11 protein-coding genes are annotated in these 14816 nt (G+C 72.3%); 5 read left to right on the forward strand and 6 right to left on the reverse strand.

The genetic code is table 11. The annotated features are described in order from the left end of the window. Positions 1-26: 26 nt before the first annotated feature. Genes HNR20_RS14850 through pdhA form a run of 3 tightly spaced genes read right to left on the reverse strand, consistent with a single transcriptional unit; the run spans position 27 to position 3684 of the window. Positions 27-1514: a dihydrolipoamide acetyltransferase family protein gene (locus HNR20_RS14850; protein ID WP_184188479.1), complete on the reverse strand. Its 1488-nt coding sequence runs from the start codon at positions 1512-1514 to the stop codon at positions 27-29. A gap of 5 nt (positions 1515-1519) precedes the next feature. Next, positions 1520-2509 (reverse strand): alpha-ketoacid dehydrogenase subunit beta, encoded by a 990-nt coding sequence (locus HNR20_RS14855; RefSeq protein ID WP_184180291.1) that lies wholly within the window; start codon positions 2507-2509, stop codon positions 1520-1522. Then, positions 2509-3684 (reverse strand): pyruvate dehydrogenase (acetyl-transferring) E1 component subunit alpha, encoded by a 1176-nt coding sequence (gene pdhA, locus HNR20_RS14860; protein ID WP_184180293.1) that lies wholly within the window; start codon positions 3682-3684, stop codon positions 2509-2511. Before pdhA ends, HNR20_RS14855 begins: the two co-directional genes overlap by 1 nt. Positions 3685-4206: 522 nt before the next feature. On the opposite strand from pdhA, the gene HNR20_RS31915 reads away from it, so the two are divergent. Beyond that, positions 4207-5055, forward strand: coding sequence for a hypothetical protein (locus HNR20_RS31915; RefSeq protein WP_221309808.1), 849 nt, complete (start codon positions 4207-4209; stop codon positions 5053-5055). A 66-nt stretch (positions 5056-5121) separates the two neighbouring features. Then, positions 5122-5745: a phosphatase PAP2 family protein gene (locus tag HNR20_RS14870; protein ID WP_184180295.1), complete on the forward strand. Its 624-nt coding sequence runs from the start codon at positions 5122-5124 to the stop codon at positions 5743-5745. Positions 5746-5826: 81 nt separating this feature from the next. Here HNR20_RS14870 and HNR20_RS14875 read toward each other — a convergent pair whose 3' ends face one another. From HNR20_RS14875 to HNR20_RS14885, 3 genes are read right to left on the reverse strand one after another with little or no spacing between them, the layout of a single operon-like run. Continuing rightward, positions 5827-7050, reverse strand: coding sequence for a hypothetical protein (locus HNR20_RS14875; protein WP_184180297.1), 1224 nt, complete (start codon positions 7048-7050; stop codon positions 5827-5829). Positions 7051-7104: 54 nt separating this feature from the next. Then, positions 7105-8790: a GTPase gene (locus HNR20_RS14880; RefSeq protein ID WP_184180299.1), complete on the reverse strand. Its 1686-nt coding sequence runs from the start codon at positions 8788-8790 to the stop codon at positions 7105-7107. Beyond that, positions 8787-10628 carry a GTPase family protein gene (locus HNR20_RS14885; RefSeq protein ID WP_184180301.1) on the reverse strand — a complete coding sequence of 614 codons (1842 nt, stop codon included), beginning with the start codon at positions 10626-10628 and terminating at the stop codon, positions 8787-8789. The genes HNR20_RS14880 and HNR20_RS14885 overlap by 4 nt, the downstream gene beginning before the upstream one ends. Before the next feature lie 219 nt (positions 10629-10847). Between HNR20_RS14885 and dnaK the strand changes: the two genes are divergently transcribed. The 3 genes from dnaK to dnaJ all read left to right on the forward strand — a co-directional run bounded on the left by dnaK (position 10848) and on the right by dnaJ (position 14790). Then, the gene (dnaK, locus tag HNR20_RS14890; RefSeq protein WP_184180303.1) at positions 10848-12719 is read left to right on the forward strand and encodes a molecular chaperone DnaK; all 1872 of its coding nucleotides are present in this window, start codon (positions 10848-10850) and stop codon (positions 12717-12719) included. Positions 12720-12767: 48 nt separating this feature from the next. Beyond that, entirely contained in the window at positions 12768-13526 is a 759-nt protein-coding gene (gene grpE, locus HNR20_RS14895; RefSeq protein ID WP_184180305.1) for a nucleotide exchange factor GrpE, read from the forward strand. Positions 13527-13611: 85 nt separating this feature from the next. Then, positions 13612-14790, forward strand: a complete 1179-nt coding sequence (gene dnaJ, locus HNR20_RS14900; protein WP_184180307.1) for a molecular chaperone DnaJ — start codon at positions 13612-13614, stop codon at positions 14788-14790. The last annotated feature ends 26 nt before the right edge of the window (positions 14791-14816 follow it).

Raw genomic sequence — 14816 nt, forward strand, 5'->3', positions numbered from 1 at the left:
CCGGCCGTGGCTGGCGTCTCGAACGGTCAGGTCCAGGCGAGCAGCGCCGCCTCCGGATCCGCGAGGAAGTCGCCGATGTCGCGCAGGAACCTCGAGCCCAGCTCGCCATCGATGATCCGGTGGTCGAAGCTCAGCCCCAGCGTCGTGACCTGACGCACCTTGACCTTGCCCTTGTGCACCCAGGGCATCTCCCGCACCGCGCCGAAGGCCAGGATCGCCGACTCGCCCGGCGGCAGGATCGGCGTGCCCGTGTCCACCCCGAACACGCCGACGTTGGTGATGGTCAACGTGCCGCCGGACATGGCCGCCGGCGAGGTACGGCCGGACTTCGCCGTCTGCACCAGGTCGGTCAGCGAGTCCGCCAGCTCCCGGAGCGAGAGGCGGCCGGCGTCCTTGACGTTCGGCACGATCAGGCCGCGCTCGGTGGCCGCCGCGATGCCGAGGTTGACGTACTCCTTCACCACGATCTCGTCGCCGGCCCAGGTCGAGTTGACCATCGGGTGACGCTTGACCGCCAGCAGCACCGCCTTCGCCACCAGGAGCAGTGGCGAGACCCGTACGTCGCGCCACTCCCGCCGGCCGCGCAGCCGGTCCAGCGCCTTCATCGCCCGGGTCACGTCGACGGTCAGGAACTCCGTCACGTGCGGGGCGGTGAACGCCGAGCGGGACATGTTCTCGGCGGTGAGCTTGCGGACACCCTTGACCGGGATGCGCTGCTCCCGGTCCGCACCGAAGCTGGGAGCGGTCGCCGCCACGATCGGCTCGGCCACCACCACCGCCACGGCACCGCTCGCTGCCTGCTGCACGTCCTCGCGGGTGATCGAGCCCAGCGGCCCCGACCCGGTCAACGTGCTGAGGTCGACCCCGAGGTCCTTGGCGAGCTTGCGCACCGGCGGCTTGGCCAGTACCAGACCGCCGCTGCTCGCCCCATTGCGTCGATCATGGACTGGTGGTGCCTGGATCGTAGAGGTTGCGGCTGGTTTGTCACCCACCACAACTGCATGATCGACCGCGGGGGGTGCGGGGGGTGCGGGGGGTTGGGTGGGGACGGCGCCCTTGCGGGGGCGGCGCTTCGCGGCGGTCGTGCGCGGGCCGTAGCCGACCAGCACCGCCGTCCGACCGCCCGGGGCCGCACCGCCGATCAGGCCGGGCTCCACCATGCCCTCGGCCGGTGCCACCTCCACCGCCGCCAGCGAAGCCGCCGACGGGGTGGGCAGGTCACCGCTGGCCGTGGCCGTGGTCGACGGCGCCTCCAGCGGGCCGGCGCCCGGGTCGGTGTCGATCGCGATGATCGGCGCACCGACCTCGACCGTGGTGCCCTCCGGGTGGAAGATCGCCTGCACCTGCCCGGCCCACTTCGCCGGGATCTCCACCGCCGCCTTGGCCGTCTCGACCTCGACGATCGGCTGGTTCAGCTCAATCGTGTCACCGACCTTGACCAGCCAGGCCAGGATCTCGCCCTCGGTCAGCCCCTCGCCCAGGTCGGGCAGGTTGAACGTCTTGATCCGGGACATGTCGCTCACCAACCGAAGGTGCGGTCGACGGCGTCGAGCACCCGGTCGAGGTCGGGCAGGTATTCCTCTTCCACCCGGGCGGCCGGGTAGGGGGTGTCGAAGCCGGTCACCCGCAACACGGGCGACTCGAGGGAGTAGAAGCACTCCTCGGTGATCCGGGCGGCCAGCTCGGCGCCGAGGCCGATGTTCGACGGCGCCTCGTGCACCACCACCGCGCGGCCGGTGCGCTTCACCGACTCGTAGGCCGCCGCCAGGTCCAGCGGGGAGAGCGAGCGCAGGTCGATGACCTCCAGCTCCCGGCCGTCCTCGGCGGCAGCGGTCGCCGCCTCCAGGCAGGTCCGCACCATCGGGCCGTAGGCCAGCACGGTGACGTCCGTGCCGGGCCGCACCACACGAGCCGAGTGCAGGGGGTACGCCTCGGACAGCGGCGCGTCCAGGTCGACCTGCCCCTTCTCCCAGTAGCGCCGCTTGGGCTCCAGGAAGACGATCGGATCGTCCGAGGCGATGGCCTGCTGGATCATCACGTACGCGTCCTGCGGGTTGGAGCAGGTCACCACCTTCAGGCCGGCCGTGTGCGCGAAGTACGCCTCGGGCGACTCGGAGTGGTGCTCGACCGCGCCGATGCCGCCGCCGTACGGAATCCGGATGACCATGGGGATGTTGAGCCTGCCGCCCGAGCGGTAGTGCATCTTCGCGACCTGCGACACGATCTGGTCGTACGCGGGGTAGACGAAGCCGTCGAACTGGATTTCGCAGATCGGGCGGTAGCCACGGATGGCAAGACCGACCGCGGTGCCGATGATGCCGGACTCGGCCAGCGGGGTGTCGATCACCCGCTGGTCGCCGAAGTCCTTCTGGAGCCCGTCGGTGATCCGGAAGACGCCGCCGAGCTTGCCGACGTCCTCGCCCATGATGATGACCTTGGGGTCGTTCTCCAGGGCGCGGCGCAGGCCGGTGTTGAGGGCCTTGCCGAGGGTGAGCGTCTCCGTGGCCATCAGTGGGCGCTCCCTTCGAAGGACTCCATGTAGCGGGTGAACTGGGCGCGCTGCTCGTCGAGCAGCGGAGAGCCGTTCGGGTAGACGTGGTCGAACATCGTCACCGGCTCGGGGTTGGGCATGTCGAGCACCCGCTCGCGCAGGTGCACCGACTCGCGGCGGGCCTGCTCGTCGACCTCGGCGAAGAAGTCCGCGTCGGCGATCTGCTGCTTCTCCAGGAAGGCCTTGACCCGGGTGATGGGGTCCTTGGCCTGCCACGCCTCGACCTCGCTGGCGATTCGGTAGCGGGTCGGGTCGTCGGAGGTGGTGTGCGCGCCCATCCGATAGGTGTACGCCTCGATCAGGCTGGGGCCCTGCCCGTGGCGGGCGTTGTCCAGCGCCGTGCGGGTGACCGCGTACGAGGCGAGCACGTCGTTGCCGTCCACCCGTACGCCGGGGAAGCCGAAGCCGGCGGCCCGCTGGTAGAGCGGGACGCGGGTCTGCCGCTCCAGCGGCTCGGAGATCGCGTACTGGTTGTTCTGGCAGAAGAAGACCAGCGGGGCGTTGAACACGCTCGCCCAGACGAACGCCTCGTTCACATCGCCCTGGCTGGTGGCCCCGTCGCCGAAGTAGGCGATCGCCGCTTCGCCGTCGTCGGTGCCGGTCTTGCCGTCCATGGTGATCCCCATGGCGTAGCCGGTCGCGTGGAGGGTCTGCGCACCGATGACGATCGTGTACATGTTGAACTTGAACTCGTTCGGGTCCCAGCCGCCCTGGTCGACACCGCGGAACAGGCCGAGCGGCATGATCGGGTCGATGCCCCGGCAGTAGAGGACGCCGTGTTCCCGGTAGGTCGGGAAGGCCATGTCCTGCGTCCGCAGCGCCCGCCCCGACCCGACCTGCGCGGCCTCCTGGCCGAGCAGGCTGGCCCAGAGGCCCAGCTCGCCCTGGCGCTGAAGAGCGGTCGCCTCGGCGTCGAGCTTGCGGACCAGCACCAGGTCGCGGTAGAGGCCGCGGTACTCCTCGTCGGTGAAGTCGACGCGGTATTCGGTGCCGTCCGGGCTGGTGTGGCTCTCGATCCGCTCGCCGTCGGGGGTGAGTAGCTGCACCAGTTCAGGGTCGCCGGCCGCGCCCTTCTTGGAGCGGGGTGCCGCCCGCCTGCTGCGGGTGGTGCCTCCGGGGTCGCCCTTTGCCATCGGTCTCTCCCTGTCGTGTCTGCGTCGGCACCGGGGGGTCACCCGGCCACGCAACTCGTGCGCCTGTCCGGCTGCTGCCGGACCGGTTCCTGGCGGCCGCGCCTAGCCCCGGTGGGGGTTGCCGCACGGCGTGAGCCGGGTTCTGGCCGAACCCGGATCGGGGAGTGCCAGCGCGCAACCGCGCCTGCCGCGAGGGTGCGCGGAGGTCACGGCTGCGTTGCCGTCGTGCTCCATATTCGCAGAGCAGGTGAGCGCGCCCACAGTACGCCTGCCTCGCGTTCCGACCGCTCACCCTTTGCCGCCGTTTGTCGCCATCATGCCGGCCTGCGTGCCGAGACGTTCCGGCGACGATTCGTCACCGTTCGGTCACCACCGCGTGTCGACACGCGGTGGAGGTTGGCTGACGCAGGGTGACTGGGCGAGGCTGATTCCCGCAGGATCGCGCCTATCGGGTTATATGCCGGCTTTCTGGCTGGCGGTGTTCATCCATGTCCTCCGGCGGCCGACGACAAGGGGTGTGTGGTGCAGGAGCCAGGTGACGGTCCCGGCACACCAGCCCTCGGCCGGCACCGGTCGGCCGGTGGCTACCGCCGGGTGGTCGGTGTCCACCGTGCCCCCGGCACAGCCGGTCCCTCCCGCGGTTACCTGCTCACCGTCGCGCTGCTGGCCGGCACCGCGTCCATGCCCATCCTCGCCGCCATCAGCGCGGGTTCGGCCACCCCGGGCAGCACCGCGCTGCCGGACAGCAGCACCCCGTTCATCCCGACCCCGTCGGTCGGGCCGGTCGTGATTCCGCTACCGGTGACCAGCCAGCCGGCGCTGCCACCACCCGGCACACCCAGCGTCGGCCCGACCAGCGGCTGGCTGCCCGCCGCTCCCCGGCGTACCCAGGATGGGCCGGCGTCGGGGCCGACAGTGACCGACCGGGGGCCTGCCCGGCCGGCGACCTACCCGCCGCCGGCGCCGAGGCCCACCCGGGGCACCTTGCCGACCATCCCGCCGCCACCGACCGGTACGCCGACCGACCCTCCGGACCCCGATCCGACGGACCCCGATCCGACTGATCCCGATCCGACTGATCCCGATCCGACTGATCCCGATCCGACTGATCCCGATCCGACGGACCCTGGGCCGACCGATCCCGATCCGACGGACCCCGGGCCGACGGACCCCGATCCGACCCCGACTCTGACGCAGGACCCGACACCCACGCAGGACCCGCCGGACGCCCCGACTGCGACCGCCGTGCCGACCACTGCCCTGTCCGTGCCGGCCTCCACACCCGCGCCGCCCGCCAGCCCTGCTGCCCCGACCAGCGGACCCAACCCGGACGGACCAACGCACCCGACGGTGTCGCCGACGGTACGGTGACGATCAGGCGCGGCCCATCCGGTGCCGGCGGTGTTCCGGCGGTAGACACGTACCGGAGGGGGTGGCGTGGGCGGCGGTGCGGAATTCCGCCCGGTCACCACCCGGCCCGGCCCAGGGGTGCGAATCGCCCGGCTGGTCACCGAGGTGACCGCGCCGGCCGTGCTCGTGTCACTGCTGATCATCACCGTGAGCTGGCACAGCGCACGCCGACCGGGTCAGGGCCTGGTCTGGGGTCTGATCGCCACGCTCTTCGTCACCGGCATTCCGTTCGCCTACATCATCGGCGGGGTACGCCGTGGCCGGCTCACCGATCATCACGTCGGCCGCCGGGAGCAGCGTCGGGCGCCGCTGCTGGTCGGTCTCGGTTCGGTGGCGGCGGCGCTCGCCCTGCTCGCCGTCTTCGGCGCGCCCCGCCCGGTGCTGGCGCTGGCAGTGGCCGGGCTCGTCGGTCTCGTGGTCACCGTGTCGGTGAGTCACTGGTGGAAAATATCGATCCACTCGGCGGTGGGCGCCGGCACGCTGGTGATCCTGATGCTGACCTTCGGGACCCGGCTGGTCGTCGCGGCACCGCTGCTGGCGTTGGTCGGCTGGTCCAGAGTGCGGCTGAGGGACCACACGGTGGCGCAGGTGCTCGCCGGTGGTGTGCTCGGCGCGCTGATCGCCGTGGTGGTCTTCGGCGCGCTGCGCTGACGGCGGTCACCTCCCGACCGAGGCGCGCCGCGTCCGGCGGGCCCGGAGTGGGCGGCGCGGTGCCGCCCGCCCCGGGATCCGTTAGGCGCCGTCGTCGGCGAGGCGGTGCCGGTTCGCTTCGATCCAGGCATCCAGGGCGGCCGGGTCGTCCGGGTCCACCCCGTCGGCCATGAGCTGCGCCACCGCGGCGGTCGCCGGGCTACGCCGCTCACCCGTCGAGTAGAGGCGCGCGAACTCCGGCACCATCTCCTCGATCGCTTCGTCGGTGCGGGTCGCCGCCGCTTCGGGCAGCCCGCGCTGGCGCGACGCGTACCGCGCCCAGGCGCGCAGCACCCGGGGCAGCATCGCCGCGTCGTCCATGTCCAACACCGCGCGGCGGTGCACCCAGTCCAGCAGGAAGAGCCCGGACACCGCGGGGCTCCAGCGCATCGGGTCGCCGTCCGGGAAGCTCGCCGAATGGTCCAGCACCAGGCTCAGGCAGAAGTGCAGGGAGGCCAACTCCGGGCCGTCGACGGTGTCCAGCCCGAAACGGGCGGCCTCCGGCGCGGCGAGGAACCGCCGGACCAGGTCGGTGCGCTCGGCAGCGGAGAGCGGCTCGACCTCGGCCGGGCCGGTCGGGTCGGCCGCGGTGGGCAGCAACGCCAGCCGGGCACCGACCAGTGCCCGGTCGGTGGCGAGGGAACCCTCGCCGGGCAGCTCGCTCAGGTCGTCGGTCACCGCGAGGTGGCGGGCCACCTCGCCACGGAGCCGGGCCGGATTCTCGGTCCGGAACCAGGTCAACTCGTCGTCGGCGCACATCTGTCGGACCTGGTCCAGGATCCGTTCGGCCGGCCCGCCGACGAAGATGTCCTTGGTGATCCCGATGTTGTGGTCCACGAGGGCCACCAGCGCGTGCTCGGCACCGCCGGACGCGTCGTCGTAGGCGAAGGTGGCGAGGTAGGAGGTCTGGTCGCCGTACACGTCGCCGTACGCCCAGGTGCCGGTGAGGTGCACCCGGCCGAGCTGACCGGACCAGGCGGGCGCCTGGCTGCCCGGACGCACCCGCTCGGTGCCCTCGGCGTTCGGGACCAGCGCGGCGAAGACCTGCCGGATGGTGGTCGCCGCCGCGATCCGGCGACGAGCGGTTGCGGCGAGGAACCCGGTGACGAACTCCCGTACGGCGGTGTCGCGGTCGGTCTCCGCGATGGCGTAGACACTGCCCAGCAGCGCGCTGCCGAGCATCTCGGCGTCGAGGGCGGACTCCAGCTTGGTCACGTCGCGTGCGGCGTGCAGCACCGCGTCGTAGGGGGTCTCAGGCGTGGCCATGCTTCGACCCTACGCCGCCCAGGGCGCACGGAGAGCGGTAGCGAGTCGCGGGCGTCAGCGGCGGGCGGCGTCCCGCAGCGCGTCGCGCGCCTGCGCGTACGAGCCGAGCACGATCCGCACCGGTGTCAACACGTACTCCTCGCCCACCCGGGCGACCTTCGCCGTCAGCCGCTGCTCGGCGCGGGCCCGGGCGCGCCGAGCGGCCCAGCGCACCACCGGCCGGGTCAGCGCCGCCACCACCAGTCCGGCCAGCAGGCCGCCGAGCAGCAGCAGGGTGGGCAGCGGCACCTGACCGACCATCGGGTTGTCCAGCGCGGGCAGGCCGAGCGCCCGCAGCGCGTAGCCGAGCACCAACCAGCCCAGCCCGACCACGGCGGCGAGGGTGACCAACCACTGCACACCGCCGACGATCCGCCACCACAGCGGCCGACGGCTCAGGCCGAGGTCGGTGCCGGCGATCGTGCGGTCCAGCGCGTCCGGCAGGTCGCCGAGGCGGGACCGGGCGGCGGAGGTCACGGCACCGGGCCAGGCGGCGGGCAGGTCGGTGGCGGCCCGGTCGGCCACCGCGCGGATCGCGAGACCCAGCGCCGAGCGCTGGGCGGCCGTGGGGTCCGGGACCGAGGTGGCCGCGACCAGGCTCTCCGCCGGGTCGGCCTGGTCGCCGGTCGGACCGGGCAGGTGCAGCCGACGCAGCGGGTCGGGTCGCAGCCGCCGCCAGCCTCGGACCACGGGCCAGCCGGTGGCCGCGCCGGCCCGGTGCCGGTACGCCTGCTCCACCGCCTCGGTGACCGCGGGCACTCCGGCCGCCCCGGCCAATGCCCGGTTCAGCCCGTCGACCGCGGTGTCGTCCGGTCCACCCGCCGGCCGGGCCGAGCCGACCAGCTCGTCCAACCCGGCGACAACCGTGTCGACGTCACCGGCGAGCCGGCGCAGCGCGGCCTGCCGCTCGGCGACCGTACGCTCCAGCGCGCTGCGCAGCCCCACCATCCCAGCCGGGTCGATGGCGGTGGTGGACAGCAGCGGCACGCCGGTCAGCCCGTCCGTGTCGAGTAGTCGGCGCAGGTCGTCCAGGACCCGGGGCAACTCGGCCGGGGTCAGCCGGTCGGCCTGGTTGAGCACGACGACGGTGACGTCGCGGTGCCGGTGGAACTCGCGCAGGTAGCTGTCGTGGATGACCCGATCGGCGTACTTCTGCGGGTCGACCACCCAGACCACCTGGTCGACAAGACCGAGGAGCCGGTCCACCTCGAGCCGGTGGGACCGCTGGACCGAGTCGAAGTCGGGCAGGTCGAGCAGGATCAGCCCGTGCAGCGCCGTCTCGTCGTCCGCGTCCAGGGCGCTCTCCCGGACGAAGCGGTGTCGGGGCAGCACGCCGATCCAGTCGAGCAGCCGGTTGGCGCCCTCCAGTGGCCCCCACACGCAGGCGTGGGTGACGCCGGTGGTCGGCCGGCGGACCCCGACCGGCGAGAGTTCCAGCTGGGCCAGGGCGTTGAAGAGGCTGGACTTGCCGCTGCCCGTCGCACCGGCCAGCGCGACCACGGTGTGGTCCCGGGACAGCGCGAGCCGGGTGCCGGCCCGCTCGACCAGGGTGTGCGCGGGCACCAGCTCGGCGTCGGGCAGCAGGCCGTCGACCGCGGTCAGGAAGCGACGCACCGCCTCCAGGCGGGCGATCAACGCGTCGGCGTCGACCCGCTGGTCACCGCGGAACGCCTCGCGTACCCGGCCGGTGATGTTGGTCACCCGGAGCCCTCCTCGTCACCCGACGGCTGGGCGTCGCCGCCGGCGGACAGGCCGCTGCGGTGCCGGGCCAACTCGACCCGGCCGGCGGCCCGGCGCAGCCCGTCGCCGGCGTCGGCGGCGGTGCGGGCGTCCGCGGTGCGGCTGAGGAAGCGGTCGGCCTCCTCGTCGAGCAGCGTCCGCACCCGGGCCAGCAGGTCGGTGCGGGCCTTGGCGGCAAGGGTACGCACCGCCTGGTCACCAAAGATCGCCTGGAGTACGGCCTGCGCGGCGACCGTCGTGCCGGCCCCGGTGGCCAGCTCCAGCCCGGTCGGGATGAACGCGGTGGAGGCGAACACGGCGATCATCACGGCCAACCCGGTGGCGTTGACCGCGTAGGCGGCGGTGCGGGCCACGAACCGCTTGTCACCGCCCTCGACCCGGACCAGCTCCAGCACCCCGCGCTGCCAGTCCCGGACCATCCGTTCGGCGCGTTCAGGTAGGTCGGCACTCGGGTGGGCGAGCGCCGGTTCGAGCAGCCCGGCGCCCGCCGGGTGCGCCTTCCACGCGGTGTACGCGGATTCGGCGGCCTCCGAGGCCACCCCGCGCAGCAGCGTGACCAGCTGCGACTCGATGGCGTTGCGCAGCTCGACGGCGGGTGCCGGCCGGCCGGTGACGGCGGCGACGACCCGGTCCCGTAGGCGGCCGATCCGTGCTTCCAGGGTGCGGAACAGCTCCCCGGTGCCGACGAACTCCTGCCAGCGTGCGAGCACCTCGCCCCGGAGCAGTCGGCCGTCCTGAAGCCCCTGCTCGACGGTGCGCTCGGCGCCCAGGTACGCGGCCCGGACCCGTTCGTCCAGCCCGTCGGCGGCGGCGACCTGTTCGTCGGCGGCGTCGGCCAGCTCCTCGACGGCGGGGTGGACCGCGGCCAGCGCGCCGTCCAGCGTCTGGCGGACCACCGCCGCCCGAGCGTCCGCGTCGGCGGCCAGCCGGGCGAACCAGTCGGACAGCGGTGCGGTCACGCCCTCGGGCAGCAGCCCTTGACCGTCGACCCAGGTCTCCGGCAACACGAACAGGGGCGCCCGGCCGAGGTCCTGCTCGGCGAGCATCTCGGCCAGGTGCGCGGCGATCTCGTCGGTGGCCTCGGCGGGCACCCGGTCCAGAACCATGGCGATCACCGCGCCTCGCGCCCGGGCGCTGCGCAGCAGCTCCCAGGGCACCGCGTCGGCGTACCGGGCGGCGGTGGTGACGAAGAGCCAGAGATCGGCGGCGGCCAGCAGTTGGGTGGCGAGCGCCCGGTTGGCGTCGACCACCGAGTCGATGTCGGGCGCGTCGAGGAAGGCCAGCCCGGCGGGCAGGGCCGGGGCGGTGACGAGGTGCAGGGCGCGCGGATCGTCACTCGGCTCGGTGGTGCGGGTCAGCCCGGGCAGTAGATCGCCCTGCCGAAACCAGGCCGCGTCGGACGGGTTGCAGACCAGCACCGGGGAACGGGTGGTGGGCCGGAGCACGCCGGCGGCGCTGACCCGGGCCTTGACCAGGCTGTTGACCAGGGTCGACTTGCCCGCGCCGGTGGAGCCGCCGACCACCACGAGCAGGGGGGCGTCCAACCGGGCGAGCCGGGGCAGCAGATAGTCGCCGAGCTGATCGGTGAGGGCCGTGGCGGTGTGCCGGGCGGAGTTGGCGGAGGGCAGTGCGAGGGGGTACCGGGTCGCACCGATCGCCTCCCGGAGGCCCGACAGCGCGTCGGGGAGGCTGTCGCCCCCGGTGGTGGCGGGGGGCTCCTCCGCGGCGTCCGGCGGGCCGGTGCGGGCTGCGACGGCGGGCGCGCCGGAACGGGTGGCGGAATCGCCGTGCGTCGTCACCGCTAAAGCGTGCCCGACCGATGCAAGGGAAGACAACCGGACGGTAATAACGGCTGGGTTGCGTCGGGTTGACTCAACCCAACTTGACGATTCGCCAACGCGTGGCAGTATTGAGTCAAGTTCACTCAACTTGTGGTGGGGCCCGCTGCGGGCGGTGCTCGCCAGGCAGCACGGGCGACGCCCGTCACCTGCACAACCTTACGAAGCGAGGAAGCGAAGATGGCACGTGCGGTCGGTATCGACCTCGGCACGACGAACTCCTGCGTCAGCGTTCTCGAGGGCGGTGAACCCACCGTCATCGCCAACGCTGAGGGGTCGCGGACGACTCCGTCGATCGTCGCGTTCGCCCGTAACGGCGAGGTGCTCGTCGGTGAGGTCGCCAAGCGCCAGGCGGTGACCAACCCGGACCGGACGATCCGGTCGGTCAAGCGCGAGGTCGGCACGAACTGGTCCGTCGACATCGACGGCAAGAAGTACACCCCGCAGGAGATCTCGGCCCGGACGCTGATGAAGCTCAAGCGGGACGCCGAGGCGTACCTGGGCGAGCAGATCACCGACGCGGTGATCACCGTTCCGGCCTACTTCAACGACAGCCAGCGCCAGGCCACCAAGGAGGCCGGTGAGATCGCCGGCTTCAACGTGCTGCGGATCGTCAACGAGCCGACCGCGGCCGCCCTGGCGTACGGGCTGGACAAGGGCTCCAAGGAGCAGACCGTCCTGGTCTTCGACCTCGGCGGCGGCACCTTCGACGTGTCGCTGCTGGAACTGGCCGAGGGCGTCATCGAGGTCAAGTCGACCAGCGGTGACAACCACCTCGGTGGCGACGACTGGGACCAGCGGATCATCGACCACCTGGTCAAGACGTTCCGTGGTGAGCACGGCATCGACCTCGGTCAGGACAAGATGGCCCTCCAGCGCCTCCGTGAGGCCGCCGAGAAGGCCAAGATCGAGCTGTCCGCCGCCACCACCACCAACATCAACCTGCCGTACATCACCGCCGGCGCGGCCGGCCCGCTGCACCTCGACGTGACACTCAGCCGCGCCGAGTTCCAGCGGATGACGCAGGACCTGCTGGACCGTTGCAAGGGCCCGTTCGAGCAGGCCGTGAAGGACGCCGGGATCAAGATCTCCGACGTCGAGCACGTCATCCTGGTCGGCGGCTCGACCCGGATGCCCGCCGTGACCGACCTGGTCAAGCAGCTCACCGGCCGCGACCCCAACAAGGGCGTCAACCCGGACGAGGTGGTCGCCGTCGGCGCCGCCCTCCAGGCCGGTGTGCTCAAGGGTGAGGTCAAGGACGTCCTGCTGCTCGACGTGACCCCGCTGAGCCTGGGCATCGAGACCAAGGGCGGCATCTTCACCAAGCTGATCGAGCGCAACACCACCATCCCGACCAAGCGCTCCGAGGTCTTCACCACGGCGGACGACAACCAGCCGTCGGTGCTGATCCAGGTCTTCCAGGGTGAGCGGGAGATCGCGGCCTACAACAAGAAGCTCGGCACCTTCGAGCTGACCGGCCTCCCGCCGGCGCCGCGCGGTGTGCCGCAGATCGAGGTCGCCTTCGACATCGACGCCAACGGCATCGTCAACGTGCACGCCAAGGACCTGGGCACCGGCAAGGAACAGAAGATGACGATCACCGGCGGCTCCTCGCTGCCGAAGGACGACATCGAGCGGATGCGCCGGGACGCCGAGGAGCACGCGGAGGAGGACAAGCGTCGCCGCGACGACGCCGAGACCCGCAACGTGGCCGAGGCGCTCCAGTGGCAGACCGAGAAGTTCCTCGCCGAGAGCGGCGACAAGCTGCCCAGTGAGAACCGCGAGCAGCTCACCGAGGCGCTCGGCGAGCTGCGCGGCGCCCTCGGCGGTCAGGACATTGAGAAGATCAAGTCCGCGCACGAGAAGCTGGCGCAGGTCTCCCAGCAGGCTGGGTCGCTGCTCTACTCGCAGCAGGCCGAGCAGGGTCAGCAGCCGGGTGGCGAGGCCGGCCCGGGTGCGACCGGGGCGACCGGCCCGCAGGCTGGCGCACAGGCCGGCGGCGCCGACGACGTGGTCGACGCGGAAATCGTGGACGAGGACGGCAAGAAGTGACCGTCGGCCTCCGACACGTATCCACGGCGAATGGGATGAGGTAGCCGCATGACGCAGAAGCCACGAGCCGCCGACCCGGGCGACACCGGGTCGACGCCGGGTGGCTCCGCGCCCACGGAGCCGACCACCGGCGACGGGGAGCGGGTCGTCATCCGCAACAACCGCAAGCTCGTCGACACCTCCGAGCCGGAGGGGACCGCCGCCGACGCGGAAACCGGCGTACCGGCCGATGGCCTGGTCGAGGACGCCGAGGTCGTGGTCGACGAGATCGAGGCCGAGGTCAACGCCACCGACGGTCCGGAGCCGTCCGGTCCGCCGGTGGTGGACGCCCCGGCGCAGCCGGTGGACAGCAGCGGCGCGGGCAACTCGCTCGGCGCTGAGCTGGAAGCGCTGCGGGCCGACCTGGACGAGCGGACCAGGGATCTGCAGCGGGTGTCGGCGGAGTACGCCAACTACCGCAAGCGGGTCGACCGGGACCGCAACCTGGTGCAGGAGCAGGCGACCGGTTCGGTTCTGGCCGCGCTGCTGCCGATCCTGGACGACCTGGACCGGGCTCGGGAACATGGCGACCTCGTCGGGCCGTTCGGCACGGTGGCGGAACAACTCACCACCGCGCTGGGCAAGTTCGGCCTGAACGCCTTCGGCGAGCAGGGCGATCCGTTCGACCCGACCCGGCACGAGGCGGTCGCGCACCAGACCTCGGCCGAGGTCAGCGAGCCGACCTGCGTACAGGTCATGCGGCGCGGCTACCAACTCGGTGAGCGGCTGCTGCGCCCTGCGCTGGTCGCGGTCGCGGATCCGGAATAGTGCGAGACGGTGACCGGGCCGTCCCGCCCACCGCGCAGCGGTGGGCGGGACGGCCGGGCCGCGATGGTCGAAAGGGGGTGGACCGGTGAGTTCGAAGGACTGGATCGAGAAGGACTTCTACGCCGTGCTCGGCGTGGACAAGGCCGCCTCCGCGGATGACATCAAGAAGGCGTACCGCAAGCTGGCCCGGGAGTCGCACCCGGACCACAACCCGGGCGACCCCAAGGCCGAGGAGCGGTTCAAGGCCGCGTCCGAGGCGTACAACGTGCTGTCGGACGCCGGGCGCCGTCGCGAGTACGACGAGATGCGCTCGCTGTTCGGCTCGGGCGCCTTCCGACGCAACGCCCGGGGCGAGGGTCAGCCGGGCGGCATGCCGTTCGACGTCTCCGACATGTTCGGTGGCGGTGGCGGTGACCGTCGCTTCGGAGGCTCCGGCTTCCAGGACCTGTTCAGCTCGATCTTCACCGGTGGTCAGGCCGGTGGGCAGGCGGCGCCGCGCGGTCCAGGTCGTGGTCGGGACGTGGAGACCGAAGTGGCGTTGGACTTCGGCGACGCGGTGCGCGGGGTGACGTTGCCCCTGACGCTGCGCGCGCCGGGCGTCTGCGAGACCTGTCACGGCAACGGGGCCAAGCCCGGCACCCAGCCGCGTACCTGCCCGGTCTGCCATGGTGCCGGCGTGACCACCCGCAACCAGGGGTCGTTCAGCTTCTCCGAGCCGTGCCGCAACTGCCAGGGTGTCGGCACGGTGGTCGAGGAGAAGTGCCCGGAGTGCCACGGCAGCGGCGGTGTCACCAAGACCCGCACCATGAACGTGCGCTTTCCGGCCGGAGTGGCCGACGGTCAGCGGATCCGGCTGGCCGGGCGCGGTGAGCCAGGCGAGCGCGGCGGGCCAGCGGGTGACCTCTTCGTGCAGGTCAAGGTTCGGCCGGACGAGCTGTTTGGGCGTACCGGTGACGACCTGACGCTGAGCGTGCCGGTCACCTTCGCGGAGGCCGTGCTCGGCACGGACCTGCGGGTGCCCACGCTCGACGGCGCGGTGACCCTGCGGGTTCCGCCGGGTACACCGAGCGGGCGGGTGCTGCGCGCCCGGGGCAAGGGTGTGGTTCGCCGCGACGGGCAGGCCGGTGACCTGCTGGTCACGTTGGACGTGGTGGTGCCGGCCCGGCTGTCCGACGAGGCGCGCACCGCGTTGGAGGCGTTCGCCGAGCAGAGTCCGCCGGCGGCCCGGGAACATCTCGACGCACGGGTGCGTCGAGTCAGTTAGTCCGGTGGAATGGACGCGGAGGTGAG

Origin of the sequence: Micromonospora parathelypteridis (assembly GCF_014201145.1) — a bacterium.
GTDB lineage: Bacteria > Actinomycetota > Actinomycetes > Mycobacteriales > Micromonosporaceae > Micromonospora > Micromonospora parathelypteridis.